Source organism: Sphingobium sp. 22B, from assembly GCF_001580035.1.
GTDB lineage: Bacteria > Pseudomonadota > Alphaproteobacteria > Sphingomonadales > Sphingomonadaceae > Sphingobium > Sphingobium fuliginis.
Genome location: NZ_LTAB01000037.1, coordinates 13209 through 37424 on the forward strand (window position 1 = coordinate 13209; position 24216 = coordinate 37424).

The 24216-nt window shown below is 65.7% G+C and carries 26 protein-coding genes; 16 read left to right on the forward strand and 10 right to left on the reverse strand.

All coding sequences use genetic code 11. The features are described 5' to 3' along the window. Together fliE and A0J57_RS22240 are read right to left on the reverse strand one after the other, a co-directional pair. Positions 1-360, reverse strand: coding sequence for a flagellar hook-basal body complex protein FliE (gene fliE / locus A0J57_RS22235; RefSeq protein WP_061936571.1), 360 nt, complete (start codon positions 358-360; stop codon positions 1-3). Between the two features lie 13 nt (positions 361-373). Further along, the gene (locus tag A0J57_RS22240; RefSeq protein ID WP_025548571.1) at positions 374-1618 is read right to left on the reverse strand and encodes a sigma-54-dependent Fis family transcriptional regulator; all 1245 of its coding nucleotides are present in this window, start codon (positions 1616-1618) and stop codon (positions 374-376) included. Between the two features lie 335 nt (positions 1619-1953). Here A0J57_RS22240 and A0J57_RS22245 point away from each other — a divergent pair, with 335 nt between their 5' ends. The 3 genes from A0J57_RS22245 (at position 1954) to mdoH (ending at position 6572) form a co-directional block, all read left to right on the forward strand. Beyond that, positions 1954-2856, forward strand: a complete 903-nt coding sequence (locus tag A0J57_RS22245) for a flagellin (protein ID WP_061936567.1) — start codon at positions 1954-1956, stop codon at positions 2854-2856. Positions 2857-3080: 224 nt separating this feature from the next. After that, complete coding sequence (locus A0J57_RS22250; protein WP_025548574.1) at positions 3081-4592, forward strand: glucan biosynthesis protein; 1512 nt, start codon at positions 3081-3083, stop codon at positions 4590-4592. Between the two features lie 87 nt (positions 4593-4679). Next, positions 4680-6572 carry a glucans biosynthesis glucosyltransferase MdoH gene (gene mdoH / locus A0J57_RS22255; protein ID WP_061936564.1) on the forward strand — a complete coding sequence of 631 codons (1893 nt, stop codon included), beginning with the start codon at positions 4680-4682 and terminating at the stop codon, positions 6570-6572. A 63-nt stretch (positions 6573-6635) separates the two neighbouring features. Here mdoH and A0J57_RS22260 read toward each other — a convergent pair whose 3' ends face one another. From A0J57_RS22260 to A0J57_RS22295, 8 genes are all read right to left on the reverse strand, one after another. After that, positions 6636-7373, reverse strand: coding sequence for a sigma-70 family RNA polymerase sigma factor (locus A0J57_RS22260; RefSeq protein ID WP_025548576.1), 738 nt, complete (start codon positions 7371-7373; stop codon positions 6636-6638). Between the two features lie 12 nt (positions 7374-7385). After that, complete coding sequence (gene flhA, locus A0J57_RS22265) at positions 7386-9506, reverse strand: flagellar biosynthesis protein FlhA (protein WP_061936561.1); 2121 nt, start codon at positions 9504-9506, stop codon at positions 7386-7388. A 9-nt stretch (positions 9507-9515) separates the two neighbouring features. Then, on the reverse strand, positions 9516-10349 hold the full coding sequence (locus A0J57_RS22270; RefSeq protein WP_044662807.1) for a flagellar protein FlgJ: 834 nt from the start codon (positions 10347-10349) through the stop codon (positions 9516-9518). Positions 10350-10576: 227 nt separating this feature from the next. After that, positions 10577-10885 (reverse strand): hypothetical protein, encoded by a 309-nt coding sequence (locus A0J57_RS22275; RefSeq protein ID WP_044660321.1) that lies wholly within the window; start codon positions 10883-10885, stop codon positions 10577-10579. Positions 10886-10889: 4 nt separating this feature from the next. Further along, positions 10890-11171 carry a flagellar biosynthesis anti-sigma factor FlgM gene (gene flgM, locus A0J57_RS22280; protein WP_025548582.1) on the reverse strand — a complete coding sequence of 94 codons (282 nt, stop codon included), beginning with the start codon at positions 11169-11171 and terminating at the stop codon, positions 10890-10892. A 46-nt stretch (positions 11172-11217) separates the two neighbouring features. Beyond that, entirely contained in the window at positions 11218-11766 is a 549-nt protein-coding gene (locus A0J57_RS22285) for a flagella basal body P-ring formation protein FlgA (protein ID WP_061936558.1), read from the reverse strand. A 132-nt stretch (positions 11767-11898) separates the two neighbouring features. Continuing rightward, positions 11899-12381: a flagellar motor protein MotB gene (locus tag A0J57_RS22290; protein WP_061936555.1), complete on the reverse strand. Its 483-nt coding sequence runs from the start codon at positions 12379-12381 to the stop codon at positions 11899-11901. After that, on the reverse strand, positions 12378-13046 hold the full coding sequence (locus A0J57_RS22295; RefSeq protein ID WP_044660324.1) for a MotA/TolQ/ExbB proton channel family protein: 669 nt from the start codon (positions 13044-13046) through the stop codon (positions 12378-12380). The genes A0J57_RS22290 and A0J57_RS22295 overlap by 4 nt, the downstream gene beginning before the upstream one ends. A gap of 264 nt (positions 13047-13310) precedes the next feature. Between A0J57_RS22295 and flgB the strand changes: the two genes are divergently transcribed. The 13 genes from flgB to A0J57_RS22360 all read left to right on the forward strand — a co-directional run bounded on the left by flgB (position 13311) and on the right by A0J57_RS22360 (position 23995). After that, positions 13311-13679 (forward strand): flagellar basal body rod protein FlgB, encoded by a 369-nt coding sequence (flgB, locus tag A0J57_RS22300; RefSeq protein WP_025548588.1) that lies wholly within the window; start codon positions 13311-13313, stop codon positions 13677-13679. 2 nt (positions 13680-13681) lie between these two features. Continuing rightward, positions 13682-14092, forward strand: a complete 411-nt coding sequence (flgC, locus tag A0J57_RS22305; protein WP_025548590.1) for a flagellar basal body rod protein FlgC — start codon at positions 13682-13684, stop codon at positions 14090-14092. Further along, positions 14089-14745 carry a flagellar hook assembly protein FlgD gene (locus A0J57_RS22310; RefSeq protein ID WP_061936552.1) on the forward strand — a complete coding sequence of 219 codons (657 nt, stop codon included), beginning with the start codon at positions 14089-14091 and terminating at the stop codon, positions 14743-14745. Before flgC ends, A0J57_RS22310 begins: the two co-directional genes overlap by 4 nt. Positions 14746-14796: 51 nt before the next feature. Continuing rightward, a complete protein-coding gene (locus A0J57_RS22315; protein ID WP_025548594.1) occupies positions 14797-15639 on the forward strand; it encodes a flagellar hook-basal body complex protein in 843 nt (280 codons plus the stop codon). A gap of 149 nt (positions 15640-15788) precedes the next feature. Beyond that, a complete protein-coding gene (locus A0J57_RS22320; protein ID WP_048576705.1) occupies positions 15789-16529 on the forward strand; it encodes a flagellar basal body rod protein FlgF in 741 nt (246 codons plus the stop codon). 67 nt (positions 16530-16596) lie between these two features. Next, entirely contained in the window at positions 16597-17385 is a 789-nt protein-coding gene (flgG, locus tag A0J57_RS22325) for a flagellar basal-body rod protein FlgG (RefSeq protein WP_025548597.1), read from the forward strand. Positions 17386-17393: 8 nt separating this feature from the next. Beyond that, on the forward strand, positions 17394-18065 hold the full coding sequence (locus tag A0J57_RS22330; protein ID WP_044662808.1) for a flagellar basal body L-ring protein FlgH: 672 nt from the start codon (positions 17394-17396) through the stop codon (positions 18063-18065). A 5-nt stretch (positions 18066-18070) separates the two neighbouring features. Beyond that, on the forward strand, positions 18071-19330 hold the full coding sequence (locus A0J57_RS22335; RefSeq protein WP_235600935.1) for a flagellar basal body P-ring protein FlgI: 1260 nt from the start codon (positions 18071-18073) through the stop codon (positions 19328-19330). Continuing rightward, on the forward strand, positions 19330-19644 hold the full coding sequence (locus A0J57_RS22340; RefSeq protein ID WP_061936550.1) for a rod-binding protein: 315 nt from the start codon (positions 19330-19332) through the stop codon (positions 19642-19644). The genes A0J57_RS22335 and A0J57_RS22340 overlap by 1 nt, the downstream gene beginning before the upstream one ends. Next, a complete protein-coding gene (gene flgK, locus A0J57_RS22345; RefSeq protein WP_061936547.1) occupies positions 19641-20981 on the forward strand; it encodes a flagellar hook-associated protein FlgK in 1341 nt (446 codons plus the stop codon). The genes A0J57_RS22340 and flgK overlap by 4 nt, the downstream gene beginning before the upstream one ends. Positions 20982-20998: 17 nt before the next feature. Beyond that, entirely contained in the window at positions 20999-21844 is an 846-nt protein-coding gene (locus tag A0J57_RS22350; RefSeq protein ID WP_025548605.1) for a flagellin, read from the forward strand. Between the two features lie 228 nt (positions 21845-22072). Next, entirely contained in the window at positions 22073-22936 is an 864-nt protein-coding gene (gene motA / locus A0J57_RS22355; RefSeq protein ID WP_007682571.1) for a flagellar motor stator protein MotA, read from the forward strand. Between the two features lie 3 nt (positions 22937-22939). Then, complete coding sequence (locus tag A0J57_RS22360) at positions 22940-23995, forward strand: flagellar motor protein MotB (protein ID WP_061936544.1); 1056 nt, start codon at positions 22940-22942, stop codon at positions 23993-23995. The last annotated feature ends 221 nt before the right edge of the window (positions 23996-24216 follow it).

Consider the following 24216-nt stretch of genomic DNA (forward strand, 5'->3'; position numbering starts at 1 on the left):
TTACACCGGCATGCTCATGATGTCCTTGTATGCGGACAGCAATTTGTTGCGGACCTGAAGGGTGGCTTCGAAGCTGACGGACGCCTGCTGCTTGGCCAGCATGACCCCGGCAATATCGGTGGTTTCCCCCCGTTCGAACGAGGCGGCTGCTTCGCCCGCCTGGTTCTGCAGGCCGTTCACCTGCTCCAGCGCCGATTTCAGCGCGTCGGTAAAGCCGCCCGGCGCGGTTGCGCCATTGGTGCCGACCACGGAGCCAGGGCCGACATTGCCGGTCTGGGCGACGTCGCGCAGCGCCGCGTTCTTCTGGAGGATGGCGTTGCGGATCGCCATCACGCTATCGGTCGGAGAAATTCCGGACATGCCCTATTCCTCCTCAGGCCGCCGCCCGCTCGCGCATCTCGGCAAGCCGATAGCGCAGCGTACGTTCGGAAATGCCCAGCTTGCGGGCGGCGGCGGCGCGATGGCCATCCGTTTCGCGCAGGGCGGCACGGACCGCCTCCAGCTTGCTGTTATGCGCCACGTCGCGCAGACGGATCGGATCGGCCGGCGCCAGGACCTGCTCCACGATGCGCAGTTGCGGCGCGCCGGTGATGTGCAGGTCGTCGGCATCGATGCGGTCGCCGTCGCGAAGGACCACGGCGCGCTGAAGGACATTGCCCAGCTCGCGGGCATTGCCGGGCCAGACATGGCCGGTCAGCTTTTCCAGCGCCGCGGCGGTCGGCCAGACGAAGGCATCCTGCTGGCGCAGCAGCATGGCGGCGGCGATGGCGGCGATGTCGCCCGGGCGCTCGGCCAGCGGACGCAGCTCCAGCGGCATGACATTGAGGCGCCAGTATAGATCCTCGCGGAAGCGGCCGGCAGCGACTTCGGCGGCGAGGTTGCGGTTGCAGGCCGCGATGATGCGGACATTGACCGGCACCGGATGAGTCGCGCCGACGGGCAGCACTTCGCCTTCCTGCAGGGCGCGCAGCAGCTTGGCCTGAAGGCTGAGCGGCAGTTCGGCGATTTCGTCGAGGAACAGCGTGCCGCCGTCCGCCGCCAGGAACAGGCCCTCGGACGCATTGGCCGCGCCGGTGAAGCTCCCCTTCTTGTGGCCGAAGAGCATGGCTTCCATCATGGTTTCGGGCAGCGCCGCGCAATTGACGGCGATGAAGTCGCGGGTCACGCGGCCCGACTGGGCATGAAGGAAGCGCGCCATGCCTTCCTTGCCGGTGCCCGTATCGCCCTGGATCAGCACGGTGGCGTCGCTGCGCGCCACGCGGCCGGCCAGCGTCATCAGCCGCGTGCTGCCGGCGTCGCCCACCGCAGGAACGGCAGCGGGACGGGCCAGCTCCGCGATCAGCGCGAAGGCGAAACCCATATCCTCAAGGCCGAAGGCGACGCGGGCGGGCAGGCCGTTGGCGGCAGGCACCAGCGAGGGCAGGCCGTCGATCAGGTTGATCAATATGTCGCGATGGGTCGCATGGCCGATTTCGGTGGCCAGCAACACGCGCCGGTCTTCCCGCTCGCGCGGGCTCTGGGCGTCCACGATCCGGACGGTAAAGAACGCATTTTCCAGCCAGTGCTGCAGGCCCGGAACGAGCGCGCAGACTCCTCGGCTCACGTCCAACGATGACATGAACTTGTCCCCATGTTTTGGCCGGCTTGTGCCCCCGCACGCCCCTGACCCCTTCGATGGGTTGAAACTGCCCGACTGTGGTTAGCATATGGTTAATGCGGCAAACCCCTTGCCGCATAACGGCAATTTTTTTCCGCCGGGGCGGAACTTTTCGGCGCTTCATGGATATATCGGCCCCCGCAAAGGGGCTCGAATGCCCTGTTTCCGGGCCTTTTCAAGAAAATAGCAGAAAAAATCATCCCCGCCCTAAAAGCTTTTTTTCCGGTGCCGTTATCCCCTTTCGAGGCCGCAAGCAGCCTGATGGCAGCGACCTGAACGAACGAAAGGGTATCAAAATGACTGTTATCGGAACCAACTCCTCGGCGCTGCGTGCATCCAATGCTTCGGCCCAGGCCAGCAAGGCGCTCAGCACCGCGATGGAACGCCTGTCGACCGGCAAGCGCATCAACAGCGCGAAGGACGACGCGGCCGGCCTTGCCATCGCATCGACCATGACCTCGCAGATCCGCGGCATGACCCAGGGCATCCGCAACGCCAATGACGGCATCTCGCTCGCCCAGACAGCGGAAGGCGCGCTCAGCGAAGTCAGCAACATGCTCCAGCGCATGCGCGAACTGACCGTCCAGGCTGGCAACGACACCAACGACGCAACGTCGAAGAAGAATATCCAGTCGGAAATCAGCCAGCTTGGCGACCAGATCACCTCGATCATCACGAACACCAAGTTCAACGGCATTTCGCTGTTCGATGGTACGGGCGGTGCCGCTGGCGACGGCAAGATCAACATCCAGGCGGGCACAAACTCTACGGACGCCGTGCAGATTGATCTAGGCAATCTGACCACCCAGAACACGATCGACTACACTGCGACTCCGCCGGTAGGCGCCGCGCTCGGCAACATCGTTAATCTTGGCACCGCGCCGGACGTCTACACGGACGTCACGGATACCACGAACTTCGTGCTCGACGATGCTCTCAAGGCCTATGACGATGTCCTGCAGCAGATCGACACGTCGCGAGCCAGCCTCGGTGCGGTTCAGAACCGCCTCGAATCAACCATCAACAACCTGACCGCCAACGTCACCAACCTGACCGACGCCCGCAGCCGCATCGAGGATGCCGACTTCTCGGCGGAAACGACCGCGCTCGCCAAGCAGCAGATCCTGAGCCAGGCCTCGACCGCGATGCTGGCCCAGGCGAACCAGAGCCAGCAGGGCGTGCTGAAGCTGATCAGCTAAGCTGCGACACTCAGATTGACCGGCTAGGGTTTTGGTCACCCCGGCCGGTCATGCCGCCCCCGGCGCATTTACAGTCCCCACCGCGCCGGGGGTAAAAACTTCGATGAAACGACCAGCATAACGAAGCCTCCGTCCCCCCGGGCGGAGGCTTCATCGCATTTGTCGATCGGCCGGTTTCCAATCAATGCGGGATCGAAACACTTGCATTGGCGGTTGTCGCACCCATGATGACGGCCATGACCAACAATTCTTCGACAGGAATCGGACGCCGCGCAATGATCGCGGCATCCGGCGCTGCGCTGCTGCTGCCGCATTCCGTGCTGGCCCAGAACCGGGCTGAGGCCTTTTCCTGGACCATGCTGATCGCCCGGGCACAGCGCCTCGCCCGCGGCGCGTTCATGGTGACGCCCTTCTTCCCCGGCGCCGACAGGATCGGCTATGATGCGTTCAACGAGGCGCGCTTCCGTGACGAGCGGACCATCTGGAACGAAAGCGGCGACGATACCGGCATCCGCCTGTTCCCCCTGAGCGGCACGGTGCAGCAGCCGGTGGAGATCGCGCTGGTCGAAAAAGGCCGGGCTACGCCGCTGCGCTACGATCCCGCCATGTTCGACGCGCCGCCGGGCAATGCGGTGCGCGCACTGGGCCCCGATGCAGGCTTTGCCGGCTTCCGCATCATGAATCAGGCGCGGGACGGCGACTGGCTGTCCTTTCTGGGCGCGACCTATTTCCGCGCCCCCGCCGAAAGGCAGTTCGGGCTTTCGGCCCGCGCCGTCGCCATCAACACCAGCATCGCGGGGAAGGAGGAATTTCCCCGCTTCACCCATTTCTGGCTGGAGCGGACCGGGCGCAGCAGCGTCACCGTCTATGCGCTGATGGACAGCGCATCGCTCACCGGCGCCTTCCGCTTCGCCAATGAACTGACGCCGCAGGGCGTGCGGCAGGATGTCGACGCCGTGCTGTTCACGCGCAAGGCGATCGCGGAACTGGGGCTGATGCCGATGACCAGCATGTTCTGGTACGATCAGGCCGACCGGCGCACCCGCACCGACTGGCGGCCGGAAATCCACGATTCCGACCTGCTCTCCATCGCCGGCGCGGATGGGACCGTCCATTGCCGTCCGCTGGTCAATCCCTCCGCCCCCCGCGTCGATGTCTTTGAGGAGCGCAACCCCAAGGGCTTCGGACTGCTCCAGCGCGACCGCAATTTCGACCATTATCAGGATGACGGCGTCTTCTACGAACGGCGGCCTTCCCTATGGGCGACCAGCCGCAAGCCGCTGGGCGCCGGACAGGTGCGGCTCTACGCCTTTCCGACCGACAGCGAATATACCGACAATGTCGCGGCCTATTGGACCCCCGCCGCGCCCACCCGCGCGGGCAGCCGGATAGAGGCGAGCTATCGGCTGGACTGGTCCGCCGCCCGCGCCCCCGCTTCCGCTGGCCTTGCCACGGTGGAGAATATCTGGACCGGGCAGTCGGGCGAAGCCGGGGTCGACCGTTTCCTGGTCGACTTCGCCGGCGTGCCGACCGGAAGCCGGCCGGACATATGGGTCGACCTTGCCGGCGGAACGCTGGTCAAGAAGGCCGGCTATCCGGTCCTGCACCAGAAGGACATGTTCCGGATGGTCCTGGATATTCGTCGGGACCGGGGCAGGCCGACCGATATCCGCGCCCAGCTCAGGGCTGGCAATCGCCCGTTCAGCGAATATGTGCATTACCCGCTGGGCGCCTGAATTAAGGGCGACAAGGGAACCAGCCGGGTTCAAGGCGGTTCTGGTGACGGGTTTCGAGCCCGTGAAATCTGGCGAAACGAGTCGGGCATGAAAGCAACGGGTGGCGTGCACAGCAACAGGACCGGCGGAATGGCGACCGCGAGGGCGTTCGAGCATCTTCCCCCGGAGAGGCCCCTGGCCATGCCCGCGCAGGATTTTTCCGCGACCCCGCGCGACCTGCCCCACCGTCCGTTCAACATCGACCTCTGGGCCCGGCGCACCCTGGTGGTGCTGCTGGCGCTGCTGCCTGCCTCCATGGCGGCGCATGAGATGCGGCGTTCCATCGGCCTGGACGGCATTTCGGCATGGGAGGGCGTCTATCTCGCCCTCTTCATCCCGCTCTTCGCCTGGATCGCCTTCGGCTTCGCCACCAGCCTGATCGGTTTCCTGCTGCTGACCATGGGGCGCGGCCCGGGCGTCCGTCCCTATCGCGCGCGGTCGACGGCGCCGCTGCGCGGGCGCACCGCCGTGCTGCTGCCTGTCTGCAATGAGGATTTCCAGGGCGTGCTCGGCCGCCTGTCGATCATGGAGCGCTCGCTGGCACAGGTCATGGGGGGCGAGCGGTTCGAATTCTTCATCCTCTCCGATTCCAACCCGGAAAATGGGGAGAAGGAGCGCGCCGCCTATCTGAAGATGCGCAAGGGCTTTTCCCGCCCCGTCCATTACCGCCGCCGCGCACTCAATGTCGGGCGCAAGCCGGGCAATATCGCGGAATGGGTCGAACGCTTCGGCGGCGCCTATGACTATATGATCGTGCTGGACGCGGACAGCGTGATGAGCGGCCAGACCATGGCGCGGCTGGCCTCGGATATGGAGCGGCATCCGCATGTCGGCCTGATCCAGACCGTGCCGTCGATCGTCGGCGCGTCGACGCTGTTCGCCCGCTGGCAGCAATTCGCCAGCCGCCTGTTCGGCCCCATTTCCGCCGCCGGCATGATCTGGTGGTCAGGGTCGGAAGGTATGTTCTGGGGCCATAATGCGATCCTGCGGACCAGGGCCTTCGCGCAGAGCTGCGGCCTGCCCGAACTGCCGGGGCGCGCGCCCTTTGGCGGGCATATCATGAGCCATGACATGATAGAGGCGGCCCTGCTGCGCCGTCGCGGCTGGGACGTGCACATCGTCATGGCCGACGACAGTTTCGAGGAATTTCCCCCTTCCCTGCCCGATCTCGCCACCCGCGACCGCCGCTGGTGCCAAGGCAATATCCAGCACATCCCCCTCCTTTCTAAGATCAGGGGCATGCACCCGGTCAGCAAGTTCCAGCTCTTCGTCGGGGCGTCGGCCTATTGCACCTCGCCGCTGTGGCTGGCGCTGATGCTGGTGGTGCTGGGCGGCGCGGTGGCGGGCGTCTGGCCGCCGAGCGCCATATTGCCGTCGGGCGGCCTGCTGGCGCTGACGGCCGTGCTGCTGTTCGGGCCGAAGCTGCTGGCGCTGCTCTGGGCGCTGGCCGATCCTGCACGGCGCATCGGTTTCGGCGGCGGAGTGCGCATGATGCGCGGCGTGATCGCGGACATCGCGCTGTCGATCCTGATGGCGCCGATCAGCATGCTCACGCAGACGATCAACCTGTTCGGCATATTGATGGGCCGCAAGAGCAGCTGGAACGGCCAGACCCGCGACCGCGACGGCATGCGGATGCTGCCGGCGATCTGGCTGTTCAAATGGCATATCCTGCTGGGCATGGGGCTGACGCTGCTGGCGGTCGAGTCCGATACATCGCTGGGCTGGATCGTGCCGGTGGCGGCGGGTCTGGTGCTGGCGCCCTTCTTCGCGGCCTTCACGGCGCGCAAGGATTGGGGCAGCCATGTCGCGAAAAGCGGGCTGTTCCAGGTGGCGGAACCCTGGTGGCGGATGCAGAATTACCAGAAGACGCGCTATCGGCAGTTGCAGTTGGACAATGCGCCGATCAAGGACTTCTCCAACGCCGCGAACGACAGTTAGTCGATCCTGAAACACCGTGTTCCTGCGCAGGAGCACGGCACGTCTGAAGGAAAGCGAAGGGACTCAGTCCCAATCCCGCAATTTCTCGCGCAGCCTGTCCAGCGCGGCCTTCTTGATCTGGCACACCCGCGCCGCGCCGATGTCCAGCGTCGCGCCGATCTCCTCCAGATTGAGTTCCTCGACGAAATAAAGCTGAAGCACCAGCGCCTCCCGCTGCGGCAGGTCGCCTATGCATTTGGCGAGCGCGGCTTTGAGCGATTCCCGCTCCATCACATCGTCGGCGCGATCCTCGACATCGGCAAACCACATGGACTGGTCGGAATAGACCTCGTCCATGCTGCTATGCTGCACCATCTCGCAGCCATCCGCCACTTCGCGATAGGCGGCGGGGTCCAGCCCCATTTCGGCGGACATCTCCGCCTCCAGCGGCGCACGGCCCAGCTTCTGCTCCAACCGGTTGCGGATGGCCCCTAACTGCTTGCGCTGCGACATGGCGGAACGCGTCATCGTCGCATGGCGGCGCAGATGGTCTATCATCGCCCCGCGCACGCGCATCTGCGCATAGGAGGCGAAGCCAAGGCCCCGATCCTCGAAGCCATTGGCCGCCTCGACCAGCGCGACCATGCCGATCTGGAGCAGATCCTCGATCTCGATGGCGCTCGATACCCGGCCATGGACATGCCAGGCGATCTTGCGCACCAGCGGCATATATTGGCGCGCCAGCCGTTCGGGCGAATTGGCATGGGCGGACCGGCCATAGGTGTTGGCATCGGAACCGGCGACGACCCTATTCATGAACATCGGTCAGGCTCCTCAGGCAACGCGTTCGCGTGTCGGCAGGGGGTCGTGGCGCGGCGCGGGCCGCTGCTCGCCGCCGACCACGGCGACGACTTCCACGCCCTTGCCATCGGGAATTTCCAGGAAGGACAGCACCGGCGTCTCCGGCAGATGCGGCTTGAACAGCCGGGCCAGCGCGCGGCGGGCCAGCGGCGAGGTGACGATGGCGAAGCTGCGCGCCTGCCCCAGCAGCGGACGGGCCGCCGTCACCACCGCCTCTATGATGCGGTTGGCGAGGGCGGGCTCGATCGGGTGCCGGGCATCGCCCGCGACCCGCATCGCCTGCGCCAGCAACGCTTCCAGATCGCCGTCCAGCGTGATCACCGGCAGCGGCATCTTCACCGGCACCAGCCCCTGGATGATCAGCGAACCGATGCGCTGGCGCACCGCCTCGACCAGCTGGTCCAGCGTCATGTCGGGCCGCGCCGCGTCGACCATCGCCTCGCAGATGCGGCGGAAATCCTTGAGTGGAATGCCCTCCGCCAGCAGGGCGCGGCACAGCGCGCTGATCTGCGTCAGGTTCAGCAGCCCCGGCGTCAGGCCGTCGACCAGTTGCGGCGCGGCGTCCTTGAGGTTGTCGAGCAGCTTGCGCGCTTCGTCCAGGCCGAACATCTCGCTGGCGTTCATGGCAATAAGCTGGTTGAGATGGGTGGCGACCACCGTCGGCGGATCGACCACCGTATAGCCCGCGACCACCGCCTCGCTGCGCTTGGCAGGCGAAATCCACACGGCATCCAGACCGAAGGTCGGGTCTTTCGCCTCGCGGCCGGACACAGTGCCCTCCAGCGCGCCGCTGTCCAGCGCCAGCAAGTCGTCGGGGAAAATCTCGTCCTCACCGACGACGACACCGGCGATGGTGATGCGATATTGGTTCGGCTCCAGCGCCAGATTGTCCTTCACGCGGACCATCGGCACGACGAAGCCCAGTTCCTTCGAAAGCTGGCGGCGGATGCCGGTGATGCGGGCCATCAGCGGCGCGCCCTTGCGCTCGTCCACCAGGCTGATCAGGCCATAGCCGATCTCCAGCCCCAGCACGGCGCCGTCCGACACGTCGTTCCATTCGATCAGCGCGGGATTGGGCGGCGGGGCGGCGGCTTCGGGTTCGGCGGCCTTGCGCTGGCTCGACTTGCGGAGGTGCCAGGCGATGCCGCCCGCCACCGCGGCGGCGGGCAGGATGATCATGTGCGGCATGCCGGGCAGGATACCCAGGAAGGTCAGGATCGCCGCGACCGGCATCCAGGCCTTGCCCGAACCGAACTGGCTGGTGATCTGGTTCGACAGATCGTCCTCGCTGCCGACCCGCGTCACGATGGCGGCGGCGGCGATGGAGAGCAGCAGCGCCGGAATCTGCGCGACCAGCGCGTCGCCGATGGCCAGGATGATATAGGTCTGGGCGGCTTCCCCGATGCTGAGCTTGTGGCTGACCACGCCCAATATGATGCCGCCGACGATGTTGATGGCCAGGATCAGGATGCCCGCGACCGCATCGCCCTTCACGAATTTGGAGGCGCCGTCCATCGATCCGTAGAAGTCCGCCTCGGTCGCCACTTCACGGCGGCGGACCTTGGCCTCTTCCGGGGTCAGCAGGCCGGCGTTCAGGTCGGCGTCGATCGCCATCTGCTTGCCCGGCAGGGCGTCCAGGGTGAAGCGGGCGCTGACTTCCGACACGCGGCCCGCGCCCTTGGTGATCACGACCAGGTTGATGATCATCAGGATCGCGAAGACGAAGATGCCGACGACATAATCGCCGCCGATCAGGAAATGGCCGAAGGCCTCGATCACATGGCCCGCCGAATCGGTGCCTTCATGCCCGTTCACCAGCACGACGCGGGTCGACGCGACGTTCAGCGCCAGCCGCAGCAGCGTCGCGAACAGCAGCACCGTCGGAAAGCTGGAGAAGTCGAGCGGCTTGGCGGCGTTCAGCGCCACCATCAGCACGGCCAGGCTGATCATGATGTTGGTGATGAAGCCGACGTCCAGCATGATCGCCGGCACCGGCACCATCATGAACAGCACGACCATCAGCGTCGCAATGGGCAGCACCGCCCCCTTGGCGGCGCTCATCCAGATCTTCGCTTTGACTTGGGCGGGAGTCATATCGGGCCGTTACCTTCCGAGGGTGGCGAGCATGAGATAGGCGAGGCGCGCCGTCTGCGGTTCGGGCCGGACGGTGACGTCGGCGGCGGTCGCAAGGCGCTGGGTTTCGATCCGCACATAGTCGGCGGGCTGCACGGTCTTCGCGCCGGAGGGCAAAGACGCATCGGCATATTGAATGTCGCCGCCGCCGACCGAATCGAAGCCCTTCTGGAGCTTGGCGGCGAAGCGGTCGCGGATTTCGGCAAAGCTGCGGGCGTTGCCCTGCCTGTCGTAGAAGATGGACCGGTTGGCGCGGGCGGCGGCCGGGAACATCCCGGCGGCGGCGGCATTGGGCGCGCGGTCGTTCATCGACAGGAACCTGCTGGCCCCGCCGACGCCCAGGAAATGGGCCATGTAAAGGTCGACCGGTTCCGCCTCGCGGCCCAGCCGCTGCTCCAATGTGGCCTTGTTGTCGGCGGCATGTTGGGCGGCCATGACGGATGCGGTTTCGGGATGCTTGCGCAGGTCCAGTATCTGCTGGCGAAGGTCGGGATCGGCCACATAATAGCGGCCATTGCTGCCCCGGCTGATCGCGTCGGCGGCCCAGCCCAGCCCATATTCGCCGCCATGCTGGTCGATGACCGCCAGCCAGCTCTGGTCGACGAACTGGTAAAGCCCGGTCGCGGAGGAGGTGGTCGCGCGGGCGGTGGGATTGAGGCTGCTCTCGATCTTCGCCTGCCCCAGCAGATAGGCGAAGTCCACGCCCGTCCGCCGGCTGGCCATGGCGATCGCGTTGGTCACGCGATTGCCCGTCGAAGCGCCCGTTGCCGCCCCCGTTCCTGCGATGTCTGCGAAAGCCGACACTGGTTCGATCAATCCCCGTTGGTACCGGGGGTCATTAGAGCAAGTGACGTGCCAAGATTTGGTTAACGCGCGCTCATAATTTGATTTTCGGGAATGGAGCCTGCTCCGGTCAAATCAAGCCGCGCCCACCTGCTCCTGCGCGGGCAGGAGCCCAGTCCGCCGTCAGATGGAAAGCAAAAAGGGCGCCGTGGCGGGCGCCCTTGCAACGTCTCGGAGGGTCGGGATTTTCAGCGCCCGTAAACCAGAGGCGCCGTTTCCGCGCCGCGCGCCGCGAGTATCGCAAGCCGCTGATTCGCATGGTCCGCGAGCAGGTTGGTACGGATCCGCGCCGATTCCATCATCGGCTGGAGCGCCCTCAATCGATCCTTCACCGCTTCGTCGGACCGCCATACGCCGATGGCGCGAACAGCGGACGCGGCTTTGGCGATCCGCTGCGTCGCCGCTTCGATCACCGCCGCATCCACGCCGTCCAGTGCCCCGCGCAGCTCTTCGAAAGCCGCGCCCAACTCATCCAGCGCTGCAAGACCGAGCGGCATGGGGTCAACCGGCCGCCGGCAGGTCGAGCGCCAGCATGCGATCCGCGATCGCCGCCGGATCGACGGGGTAATTGCCCGAAGCGATGGCCGCCTTGATCGCGGCGACGCGGTCCATGTCGACCGGCGCGCCTTCGGCCGCCATGCGGGCGACGGGGCTTGCCGAACTGGCCGAAGAAGCGGAAGTCGCTGCCGAACCGGTCGAAGAAGCGCGCGTCGTCCTGCCGCCTTCCTTCAGGCGGGCTGCCTCTATGGCGGCGCTGATATTCTGGCCGACAGACTTGATCATCGTTTCAATCCTTCATTCGTCCCGCACAGTCTATATACGGCCGGGTTCAAAAATTGTTAAATCCCGGAACACGAACAATTCCCATTTCCACGACCTGCGCCAATATCGGCGCGGATTTCCTGTCTTCCCGCACGCGGATCGTCTCGCCCACGGCGCCGTCCTCGTCCGCGACCATCATGCGCGAGACGCTGAAGGCCGCATTGCCCGCCATCAATTGCACCGGGTCGCCCTTCTTGACGGCGGCCTCCCTGGGCGCCGCCCGCGCCGCAGGGGCGTAGCGCGCCACCGGCCCGGAAGCGGCAGCGGCGCCGCCGGCCACCAACGGCACGCGGATTCGCCAGCCCAACGCATCGCACTTGACGATGGCGGCGCCAAAGACAGGCCCGTCCACGCTGGGCGTCGCCGGACAGGCGGCCAGCCGCAAACGCCGGTCGACCGGCGCGATCGGCCCGCCCGGTTCGCCCAGATTGGCGCCGACGGTCATCGCGACCAGACTGTCGATCCGATCCAGATTCTCGAACTTCTGCTGCGCCAGCGCAGGATCGGACGCTGAAACGGACAGCGCCAGAAGCAGGATCTTGGGCAAATTCGTCACGGTATCTCTCCGAAAGCGGACAGGATTAACCATGAACCACGCAAAATTCGTGCCATATAATGGACGCTGCTGCGGGGGGAGGTGAGCCGTGCCCCCAAAAAAAAACAGCAGCACCTTTGGGGCGGTCGACGCCTAACGCCCCGCGACAATCAGGATCACCTGCCCCTTGCCGCCCTCGCCATCCAACTGGTCCAGCCCGCGCAGCACCAGCCGGTCGCCGCCAATGCCTTCGGCCTTCAGCGCCCGCGCCACGGCGCCGAGGCGCGCCGCCGACAGGTCCCAGCCGTCGAAGCGCTGATGCCCCGCATCCGTGCCGCGGCTGCTGACCTCCAGCCGCTCGCGCCCCAGCGCAAAGCGATCCGCCACGATCTTCAGCCGCCTCCGGCCCTGCTGCGTCAGCAACGCCTCACCGGGCAGGAACAGTTCGGCGGCGTGGATTTCCATGGGACTGCTGGCATGGCCGCCAAATTGCTGCCGCACCTGCGCCAGCATGGCGTCACGCCGCTGGCCGCTGGCCTGAAGCATGACGAAAAAGCCGAGCAGCAACAGCAGCAGGTCGGCGAAGCTGATCGCCCAGCGGCCGCGCCGCGCCCCGGCAAGGGCGGAGATATTCATGCCACCTCGCGGATCGAGGCGCGGCGCATCGGCACATTTTCCCGCCGCGCGATGGCGGCCATGCGATCAGTGACCTCCTTCTGCCAGGCGAGTTCGCGTTCCGACAGGTCGGCAAGCCGCGTCGCTACGGGCGCGGCGATGACATTGGCAATGACCACGCCATAGAAGGTGGTGAGGAGCGCCAGGGCCATGGAGGGGCCCAGCGCCGCCGGATCGTCCATCGCGGCGAACATGCCGACCAGACCGATGATCGTGCCTGCCATGCCCAGGGCCGGGGCGGCATCCGCGATGGACAGCCAGACCTTGCAGGCGGCGCCATGGCGCTGCGCCCGGTCCGCCAGCGATTGCGCGGCCCACAGTTCGAACTGCTCCGTCTTCTCGCAATTGGCGAGCTTGCGCGCGGCTTCGGTCAGATAGGGATTGGCCGTCTTCACCCGGTCCGTGCAGGCAAGGCCGCGCAGTTGCGCGACCTGATCGATCTTCAGCATGGCCGCCCGCGCAGCATCCCGGTCCTTTGCCGGATCGGCGCGCAGCAGGGGAACAAGGGCGGCAAAGGCCCGCCCCAGCGCCCGCGCGCCATTCTGGAACAGCGCCACCAGCCCGATCCCCGCGACCATGGCCAGCAAGGTCAGGGGGTCGAACAAATGCGCCATGATCCCGATCATCTTCACGTCCCCGCTTACGCCCGGCCGGCCGGCGGCAAAGCGCTGCCACCCGCCGGCAAAATTTTGCCGCCCTTGCCGCCATCCTCACGCAATCCCCCGGATTTCCGCCATTTTCCGCCATGCCGATGCGTCACCCACGCAAATTGGCACGGCTCTTGCGAATATCAGGCTGGATCACCCGCAGTTCACGCCATCAGGCCTCAGAACGGCGGGGGAGACGGAAGTTTTAGGCCCATCGGGGCGGAAAAAAGCGGAAAGACGACAATGTCGCTGGAAGACGGATTGTTCGGGATACATGGAAAGGCGCTGGCGCTTCGCTCGCAGCGCCTGTCCCTGCTCGCGTCCAATATCGCGAACGCTTCGACGCCGGGATACAAGGCGCGCGACATCGATTTCGAGTCCGCCCTCAAGGAAGCCACGACGCGGCAGGGCAAATCCGCCGCCGACGTGTCGCAGGCCGTCGACGATTCGATGGGCTATCGCGTGCCGCTGCAACCCAGCCTCGACGGCAACACCGTCGAGCTCAGCACCGAACAGACGCTGTTCGCTGAAAACGCCGTCAAATATCGCACGACCCTCTCCTTCCTGGAGGGCCGCATCAACACCATCACCCGCGCGCTTAAGGGAGAATGAGCATGAGCGGCCATGGCCCCCTGAACGTCTTCGACATCGCCGGCCGCGCCATGAGCGCGCAGCTCGTGCGGCTCAACGCCACCGCCTCCAACATGGCGAACGCCGGCAACGTCACCGGCAGCGCGGCGGAGGCCTATCGCGCGATCAAGCCGGTGTTCCAGTCGGTCACCGACAGCCCCGGCGTCTCGACCGTCAAGGTCCAGAATGTCGTCACCACCAATGCGCAGCCCACCAAGCGCCACGATCCCAACCATCCGCTGGCCGACAAGAATGGCGATGTCTGGGAAGCCGCCGTGGATAGCAGCGCGGAGCTGGTCGACATGATCGAGACCGCCCGCATGTACCAGAACAACGTGCAGGTGCTGAACACCGCCAAGTCCCTGATGATGGAAACCATAAGGATCGGCAAATGACGACCACGACCGCCACCGACAGCGCGGGCCTGTCCGTCTATAACCCCTATGCCAATGTCGGCACGGGCAAGTCGGAAATGGGCCAGGCGGATTTCCTGCGCCTGCTGACCGCGCAGATGCAGACGCAGGACCCGTTCGAACCCGTCGATAACGCCCAGATGGTCGCGCAGATGGCCACCATCACCAACAGCAGCGGCATCGCGGAAATGAACCAGACGCTGAAGAATCTGGCGTCGCAACTGACCGGATCGCGTCTTGGCGACGCGGCAAGCTGGATCGGCAAGTCGATGCTGATCCAGAGCAACATCGCCGCGCCCGATGCAGCCGGCCAATATATGGGCCAGGTCAGCTTTGCCGACGCCACCAGCGGCGCCAGCGTCGACCTGATCGACGGCAACGGCAATGTCGTCAAGACGATCGAACTGGGCGACCAGCCCAAGGGCGACATCAATTTCTATTGGGACGGCAAGGATGAAGCCGGCAACACCATCGCCACCGACGCGCTGAAGATCAAGGTCAACGGCGCCAACCCCAGCCGCGTCGCGAGCTGGGCCACCATCGCCGCCGTCCAGTCACCCGCCGACGGCAGTTCGTCCAAGCTGATCACCGCGCTCGGCACCTATTCGCCGTCCGACGCCATCTCGCTCGCCTAACCGACCAATCCTTTTCACACCGATTTTCCTTTTCACCCAAGGAGCAACGCCATGTCCTTCTACATCTCGCTTTCCGGCCTGAAGGCCGCCCAGACCGACCTGTCGACCACGGCGAACAATGTCGCCAACGTCAACTCGACCGCTTTCAAGAAGAGCAAGGCCGTGTTCGGCGACATCTTCGCCGCCGCGCCGATGCAGACCACGACGCAGGTCGCCGGCCAGGGCGTGCGCGCCCAGGGCATCAGCCAGCAGTTCACCCAGGGCACGATCGAGACCACCGACAAGACGCTGGACCTCGCCATCACCGGCGAAGGCTTCTTCACGGTGAAGCGTAGCGCCGACAATCAGGTGGGCTATACCCGCAACGGCGCCTTCTCGGTGGAGGAGGACCGCTATGTCGTCGACACCACCGGCGCCCGGCTTCAGGTGATCCCGCTCAATCCCACCACCGGCGCGCCGACGGTGACGGGCACCCTGACCCCGACATCGCTGACCGACCTCAAGATTCCGACCAACTGGCCCGACGGCGGCACCGGCAACCAGCTCACCAGCGTGGGCGTGTCGGAAGAAGGCAAGATCACCGGCGTTTATGCCGACGGTTCCACCGTCTATCTGGGCGCAACCGCCATCGCCGCGTTCAACAGCCAGGAAGGGCTGCGCCAGAGCGGCGACGCCCATTGGACCGCGACCAACGCGAGCGGCACGCCGATGCTGGGCACCGGCAATAGCGGCCTGTTCGGCTCGGTCCGCTCCGGCGCGCTGGAACGCTCCAACGTCGACATCACCGAGGAACTGGTGAACCTCATCTCCGCCCAGCGCAACTTCCAGGCGAACTCGAAGGCGATCGAGGCGGCGAACACGCTGTCGACCACCATCGTCAACATGCGGACCTAAGCTTCCGCATGGATTGAACCGTCATTCCCGCGAAAGCGGGAACCCATCTCCCGACCTCGCACAAAGCGGCAACGCTGGAAGATGGATCCCCGCCTCCGCGGGGGTGACGGAAATAAATCAGCGCCCGCAGTCAACAACAGGACACCCCCATGGACCGGCTCGTCAACACGGCACTCACCGCGATGCGCGGCGCGATGGCGCGGCAGGCGGCGATCTCCAACAATCTGGCGAACGTCAACACCACCGGCTTCCGCGCGGAAATCGCCAATGCCGAGACGCGCTGGATCAAGGGCAGCACCTTCGACACGCGGGCGCAGGCGTCCGAACAGGTGATCGCCGCCGACATGGCGCAAGGCGCGGTCACGGAAACCGGCAATCCGCTGGACGTGGCCATGAACGGCGATGCGATGCTCGCCGTTCAGGCCGCGGACGGCAGCGAAGCCTATACGCGCCGCGGCGACCTGAAGGTCAATGACAGCGGCCTGCTGACCACCGGCGACGGCCTGCCCGTGCTGGGCGAAGGCGGCCCCATCACCCTGCCGCAGATGGACAGCATCTCCATCGCGAAAGACGGCAGCATCTGGGGCGTGCCGCAGGGCGGCGACCCCGCCAATCCGCAACAGGTGGACAAGCTGAAGCTGGTCAGCCCGGTCGGCTCCAGCATCGCCAAGGGCACGGACGGGCTGTTCCGCGAAGCCAATGGCGGCGCGCTGCCCGACGATCCGCTCGCCAGCGTGACCGGCGGATCGCTGGAAGGGTCGAACGTCAACGCCACGTCAGCGCTGGTGCAGATGATCGAGGCGAGCCGCGCCTGGGAAACCCAGGTCAAGATGATCGACACCGCCAAGCAGCTCGACGATGGCGGCGCATCGCTGATGCGCCTGGATTGATGGTTAATTTGGCACGGCTCTTGCTTTTCGACAGGCAAGCCTGACGGCCCTACGGAGATTTTGAGCCATGACCAACGCAGCCCTTCATGTCGCCCGCACCGGCCTTGACGCGCAGAACACGAAGATGCGCGTGATCGCCAACAACCTGGCGAACGTCAACACCACCGGCTTCAAGCGCGATCGCGCCGATTTCGAAACGCTGGCCTATCAGCAGATCGTGGCCGCGGGCGCGAACAGCGACAGCGAGAACAAGTTCGCCACCGGTCTCAACCTCGGCTCGGGCGTCGCGATGCAGGGCACGGCCAAGATCAACAGCCAGGGCACGCTCAACCAGACCGGCAACACGCTGGACATGGCGATAGAGGGTTCGGGCTATTTCCAGGTGCAGCAGCCGGACGGCTCCATCGCCTATACCCGCGCCGGCAATTTCACGACCACGGCGGAAGGCGTCGTCGTCACCAGCGAAGGGCTGCCGCTGATCCCGCAGATCACGGTTCCGGAAGGCGCCACCAGCGTCACCATCGGCAATGACGGCACCGTCTCCGCCACGCTTCAGGGGCAGGCCGAACCGACCCAGCTCGGCCAGATCGAACTGGCGAGCTTCATGAACCCGGGCGGCCTTCAGGCGGTCGGCGGCAATCTGCTGAAGGAAAGCGCCGCCAGCGGCACGCCGCAGGTCGGCGTCGCGGGGCTGGACGGGCGCGGCGTCGTCCGCTCCGGCTATCTCGAAACCTCGAACGTCAACGTGGTCGAGGAACTGGTCGACATGATCGAGACCCAACGCGCCTATGAGGTCAATTCCAAGATGATCAAGGCGACCGACGAAATGCTCCAGTACGTCAACCAGCAGTTGTGAGCAGGATGATGCGCAGAACGGCCATTTTCTTCCTCTTCGGAACCGCCCTCGCCGCCTCCCCGGCCATGGCCGGCAAGAAGCGCGATGCCGAACGGCAATTTTATGCCCCCACGGTCGTTGCCGCCCCGGCCGCCCCGGCCGCCAACGGTTCGATCTTCCAGGCGTCGATGGGCTATACCCCGCTCACCAGCGGGGCGCGGGCGACCAGCGTGGGCGACATCATCACCATCGTGCTGGTCGAACGGACCCAGGCGACCAAGAGCAACAGCGCCGACACCAGCCGCGACGGCAGCATCGCCCTGACCCCGCCTAGCACCGGCCCGCTGTCCAAGATCTTCTCCGCCAGCGACATCGGCTCCAGCGGCAGCAACAGCTTCACCGGCAAGGGCGCCGCGACCCAGTCCAATGCGCTCAACGGCGAAATCACCGTGACCATCGCGGCGACCTATCCCAACGGCACCATGCTGGTGAAGGGCGAAAAGGCGCTGACGCTCAATCGCGGCGACGAATATATCCAGATCAGCGGCCTCGTCCGCCAGGCCGACATCGGCCCGGACAACCGCATCGCCTCGACCCGCGTGGCCGACGCGAAGATCATCTACACCGGCAAGGGGGAAATCGCCCGCGCCAGCCGCCAGGGCTGGCTGCAGCGCTTCTTCTCCATGATCAGCCCCTTCTGATGGACATGCACGCCTTGACCCGCTTCTTAAGCTTCGTCATTCCCGCGAAGGCGGGAATCCATCTCCGGACCTCGCGTCCGGTGCAACGTCGGGAGATGGATTGGCTGGCGCCGAACTTCGTTTCCCGCCTCCGCGGGAATGACGTTGGTGTGTGGGGCAAGCGTCCAATCCAACGCGCTATTCTCGCCCTTTTCACCGCCCTCACCTTCCTCGCCGCCCCCGCCCATGCGGAGCGGATCAAGGACCTCGGCAATTTCCAGGGCGTGCGCCCCAACCAGCTCACCGGCTACGGCATCGTCGTCGGCCTGGCGGGCACAGGCGACGACAGCCTGGACTATGCGACGCAGGGCATGAAGGGCGTCGTCTCGCGCTTCGGCCTGACGCTGCCGCAGGGCATCAACCCGGCTCTCAAAAATGCGGCGGCGGTGCTGGTGACGGCGGACCTGCCCGCCTTCGCCAAGCCCGGCCAGCGCCTCGACGTCACCGTCTCCGCACTGGGCAAGGCGAAGTCGCTGCGCGGCGGCACGCTGATCATGACCCCGCTGCGCGGCGCGGATAACGAAATTTACGGCATGGCACAGGGCAATCTCGCCGTCGGCGGCCTGGGCGTGTCTGGCGCGGACGGCAGCCAGGTGTCGGTCAACATTCCTTCCGCCGGCCGCATCCCGGGCGGCGCGACGGTGGAGCGCGCGGTCGCGACCGGCTTCGACACCGCTCCCACGCTGACCTTCAACCTGTCCGAAGCCGACCTCACCACGGCCCTCAGGGTGGCGGACGGCATCAACCGCACCTATGGCGACCATCGCGCCAAGGCCGTGGACGCCGTGTCGATCACCATCGACGCCGCGCCGGGCGCCACCGACCGCATCATGATGATGGGCATGATCGAGAATATCGAGATTTCGCCCGCCGACGCCCCGGCCAAGGTGATCGTCAACGCCCGCACCGGCACCGTCGTCATCAACGGCGCGGTGAAGATCCATCCCGCCGCCATCGCGCACGGGAAAATCACCGTCAGCGTCAACGAATCCCCCCGCATCGTCCAGCCCGCCCCCTTCTCGCAAGGACAGACGGCGGTGGAGCAATCCAGTTCGATTTCGATCGATCAGGAAAAGAAACCGATGATTAATTTTAAAGGTGGAGCCTCTCTGGCCGATATAGTCAAAGCGGTGAACGCCATCGGCGCCTCCCCCGCGGACATGGTCGCGATCCTCGAAGCGCTCAAGCAGGCAGGCGCGCTCAAGGCTGAACTGGTGGTGTTGTGATGCGGATTGGTGCGACTTCGGGAACGACGGCTCCGGCGGGCGCAACGCAGGACAGGGCCGCGCTGCAAAAGGCGGCGCAGCAGTTCGAGGCGATCTTCCTGCGCCAGATGATGGGCGCGATGCGCTCGGCCAGCCTGGCGGAGGGCATCAGCGATTCCAGCGCCACCGACCAGTTCCGCGACATGGCCGACGCCCGCACCGCCGACAGCATGGCGAGCCACGGCACGCTGGGCATAGCGGAGATGCTGATGCGCCAGTTCGGCGCCAAAGCCGTCGCGCCTGCCGGCTCAAATGCCGCGGATAAGGCCGAATGAGCGATCTCTTCATCATCGGCGCATCGGGCACCAAGGCCTATCGGACCGCCATGGCCGCGATTTCCGAGAATATCGCCAATGCCAGCACGGAGGGCTATTCCCGCCGTTCGGTGACGACCATCGAATCCGATTCGTCCACCGCCACCATGGCCGTCTACATCTCCCGCGCCAATTTCGGCGGGACGGAGGTCAAGAGCGTCAACCGCGCGACCGATCCCTATCTCGACGCGACGGTGCGCTACACCAACATGCAGCTTGGCAGCGCGGTCGCGCGGATGCGCTGGCTGACCGATTCGGAAACGGCGCTCAACGACACGGAAACCGGCATCGGCCAGCTCATGACCGGCATGTTCCAGAACATGGACAAGCTGGGCGCCAGCCCCACCGACAACTCCCTGCGGGTGACGACGCTGGACAGCATCGGCCGCGTCGCCCAGGCCTTCAACCAGACCTCGGCCGACCTGGTGCAGGTGTCCAGCGGCATCGCGACCGAGGCGCAGGCTTCGGTGACGACGATCAACCAGGCTCTCTCCGCCCTTGCGGACATCAACAACAGCCTGCTGCGCGCGCAGCCGGGCACATCGGCCTATGCGCAACTGCTCGACAGCCGCGACGCGGCATTGGGCACGCTGTCCACCAATCTCAACATCGACATCGGCTTCGGCACGCATGACCAGGCGCAGGTGACGCTGAACGGCCAGACGCTGGTGCAGGGGAGCAGCGCCACGCCGCTGGCCCTCACCGTCAACACCAACGGCACGCTGGCGCTTGCGACCGGCGGCGGCGCCGCCCTGGCCGCGCCGACGAGCGGCACGCTGGGCGGGCTGTTCTCCGCCGCCGGCACGGTGTCGCAGCGCCGCACCAGCCTCGACACGCTGGCGCAGCAGTTCGTCGCCAATATGAACAACTGGCATGCGCAGGGGCTGACCAACGGCAGTCCGGGCGCGGCGGGGGCGCCGCTGCTGTCCGGAACGACGGCCGCGACCGTCACCGCCCTCATCACCGACCCGGCGCAGCTTGCGACCAAGGCCGCCGACGGCACGCCCAACGGCAATCTGCTGACCGTATCGACCGTACTGCGCGGCAATGGCAGCGTCGAACAGGGCTGGACCAACCTGATCGCCACCCACGCCAACCTGCTTTCCTCCACCAAGGCGGAACAGACCACGGCGCAGAACCGCAGCGACCAGGCCGTGGCCGCCCGCGAAGCGGTAAGCGGCGTCGACCTCGACATGGAGGCGGCCGAACTGCTGCGCATTCAGCAGGCCTATTCGGGCAGCGCCAAGATCCTTCAGGTCGCGAAGGAAACCGTCGACGCCATTCTGCAGATCATCTGAACGGGAGCAACGGGACCATGGTCGGCATCACCAACAAGATCCTTCTGGCCGAGATTCGCCGTCAGCAGAAATTGTCGCAGGACATCGTCGATGGCCAGACCGCCATCTCGACCGGCCAGACGCTGAACAGGCCGTCGGACGACGCGCTCGCCTGGGTGCAGGTGTCGGACATCGGCCGGGCGCAGGCGCAACAGGCCGCCTGGCAGTCGAATATCAGCACCGGCACGGCCCGCGCCAACACGGCGGAGGCCAATCTGGGCGAGATGAACTCCCTGCTGACGCGCGCGCAGGAATTGATGACGCGCGCCCGCAACGGATCGCTCAGCACGACCGACAAGACGGCCATCGTCCAGGAAATGACGACGATCCGGTCGACCATCGATTCGCTGTTGAACCAGAAGGATTACAGCGGCGTACCCGCCTTCGACGATGGGCAGAGCGTGCTGGTGCCGGTCAGCCGCGGCCTCAACCTCGCGGTGGTCGGCACGCGGCAGGAAGTGTCCGAAGGGATCGACGTCAACGGCACGCCGATGACGCTCGACGCCATATTGGGCCAGAGCATCGCCGCGCTGCAGAGCGGGACCGACAGCGACGTCGCGGCCGGGCTCGACGCGATCAAGGCGGCCCAGAACCACATCGTCCTGGAACAGACCAAGCAGGGCGTGCGCAGCGACCGGCTGGACGTGATCGGCACGCGCCTCACCAATGTCGACCTCGACCTCAAGGAACGGCGCGCAGGCCTGGAATCGACCGACCTGCAGGATGTGATCTCCTCGGTATCGGCCAAGCTGCTCCAGCTTGAGGCGGCGCAGTCCGCCTTCGCCCGGATCAACCAGCAGACCCTGTTCGACCTGATCAAATAGGCGCCTGAAGCGATCCCATGGTCATCATGTTCCTGCCTGGGCAGGAACACGCCATGGCTTGGACGAACCTTCCGAAACAGAAGGATCTTTCACCCGGAAACATCGCCATCGATTTTTCGGTCGCACCCTAAATCACGGCATCGCCAAGCCGTATTAACCAATCGAGAGCGTCTTTCATGCGATGCTTCGATCAAGACGGCGCCTTCGGGCAGAATTTCGGGGATAATCATGTTCGCAATCATCGGCCTGGTCGTGCTGCTCGCCATGGTGTTCGGCGGCTTCATCTTTACAGGCGGCGACATCGGCCCGGTTCTGCACGCGCTTCCCCATGAAATGATCATCATCGGCGGCGCGGCCGTTGGCGCGCTGATCATCGGCAATTCGGGCAGCGACCTGAAGGCGCTGGGCGGCGGCCTGGGCAAGGTGTTCAAGGGGCCGAAATACAAGAAGCAGGATTTCCTGGACTGCATCTTCCTCGTCTCCAAGCTGATGAAGACGCTGCGCGTCGAAGGCCCGGTGGCGCTGGAACCGCATATCGAGGACCCGGCAAGCTCCACCATCTTCTCCGAATATCCGCGGCTGATGGGCGACAAGACGCTGATCCACCTGATCAGCGACACGTTGCGGCTGGTGGTCGTCTCCTCCGGCACGCTCGACCCGCATGCGGTCGAGGAGGTGATGGACAATGCGCTCAAGACCCATCATCACGAAGCGCTGCGCCCCGCCGACAATCTGCAGGGGCTGGCGGACGCCTTGCCCGCGCTCGGCATCGTCGCGGCGGTGCTGGGCGTGGTGAAGACCATGGGCTCGATCGACCAGCCCCCGGCGATCCTGGGCGGCATGATCGGTTCGGCGCTGGTCGGCACCTTCCTGGGCGTTCTGCTCGCCTATGGCATGGTCAACCCCTTCGCCAATCGCTGCCGCGCCGTGATCGAGGCGGACGGGTCCATGTACCATGTCGTCAAGCAGATCATCGTCGCCTCCCTGCACGGCCATCCGCAGCCGCTGGTGATCGAGGCCGCGCGTTCCAGCCTGACCCATGCGAACCAGCCGGCCTTCGCCGAAGTGTTCGACGGCATGCGGGGCAAATAAGCCATGGCCGAGAAGAAGCGCGGCGCGAACGAGCCCGAACCCAGACCGATCATCGTCAAGAAGATCATCGTCGACGGTCATGGCGGCCATCATGGCGGCGCGTGGAAGGTCGCCTATGCCGACTTCGTGACGGCGATGATGGCCTTCTTCCTGCTGATGTGGCTGCTGGGCGCGACCACGGAAAAGCAGCGCAAGGGGCTGGCCGACTATTTCACCCCGACCCTGGTGCAGCTCAAGGAAGGTTCGGCCGGGTCGAACGGCATGTTCGGCGGCGACAGCATGACGGCCAAGGAAAATTATCCGACCACCGGCGGTCAGGGCAATCTCGCCATCACCATCCCGCGCGACGCATCGGGCACGAAGGACCAGGGCGGCAAGGCCACCAAGGCCGCCGACCGGGTGAAGTTCGAATCGATCAGGAAGGAACTGGAGGCGCGCATGGCCCGCCGCCAGGGCATCCGCAAGCTGCTGAAGAACATCCGCTTCACCGAAACGCGCGAAGGGCTGCGCATCGACCTGATAGACGAAGCGGACTTCGCGATGTTCGCCATGGGCACCGACCGCCTGCTGCCGCAGGCGCGGGAACTGGTGAACGAGGTCGCGGCGACGATCCGGACCATGCCCAATCCGCTGATCGTGCGCGGACACACCGACGGCCTGCCATACAGCGCGGGCCAGACGATGAACAACTGGATGCTCTCCTCCGCCCGCGCCGAAGCGACGCGCAAGGCACTCGCCGCCAGCGGCATCGGCAACGACCGCTTCGCCCGGATCGAGGGCGTGGCCGATCGCGAACCCTTCGCGAAGGGCGACGTCTACGACCCGCGCAACCGGCGCATGTCGATCATCCTGGGGTGGAGTCGCGGCGCGAACGACGGCGATGCGGACGAACAGCCCGACGCCGAAACCAGGGCCGCGATCAAGGAACGCGACAACCCGATGACCATGGCCCGGACCGAAGCGCGCAAGCTCGACATGGGCGGCACCAGCCTCCCCGCAGGCGCGCAGTTGATCAACCCGACAGCACCGGGGACGTCGAACAAGCCCGGCAAGCATTGAACCGACCCGGCTACCTTGGGTGGTTTGCGGACATTCCCCCTCCCGCAGGCGGGAGGGGGAATGTCCGCAAACCACCCAAGGTAGCCGGGTCGGTTCAATGCTTGCCGGGCTTGTTCGACGTCCCCGGTGCTGTCGGGTTGATCAACNCCCGACAGCACCGGGGACGTCGAACAAGCCCGGCAAGCATTGAACCGACCCGGCTACCTTGGGTGGTTTGCGGA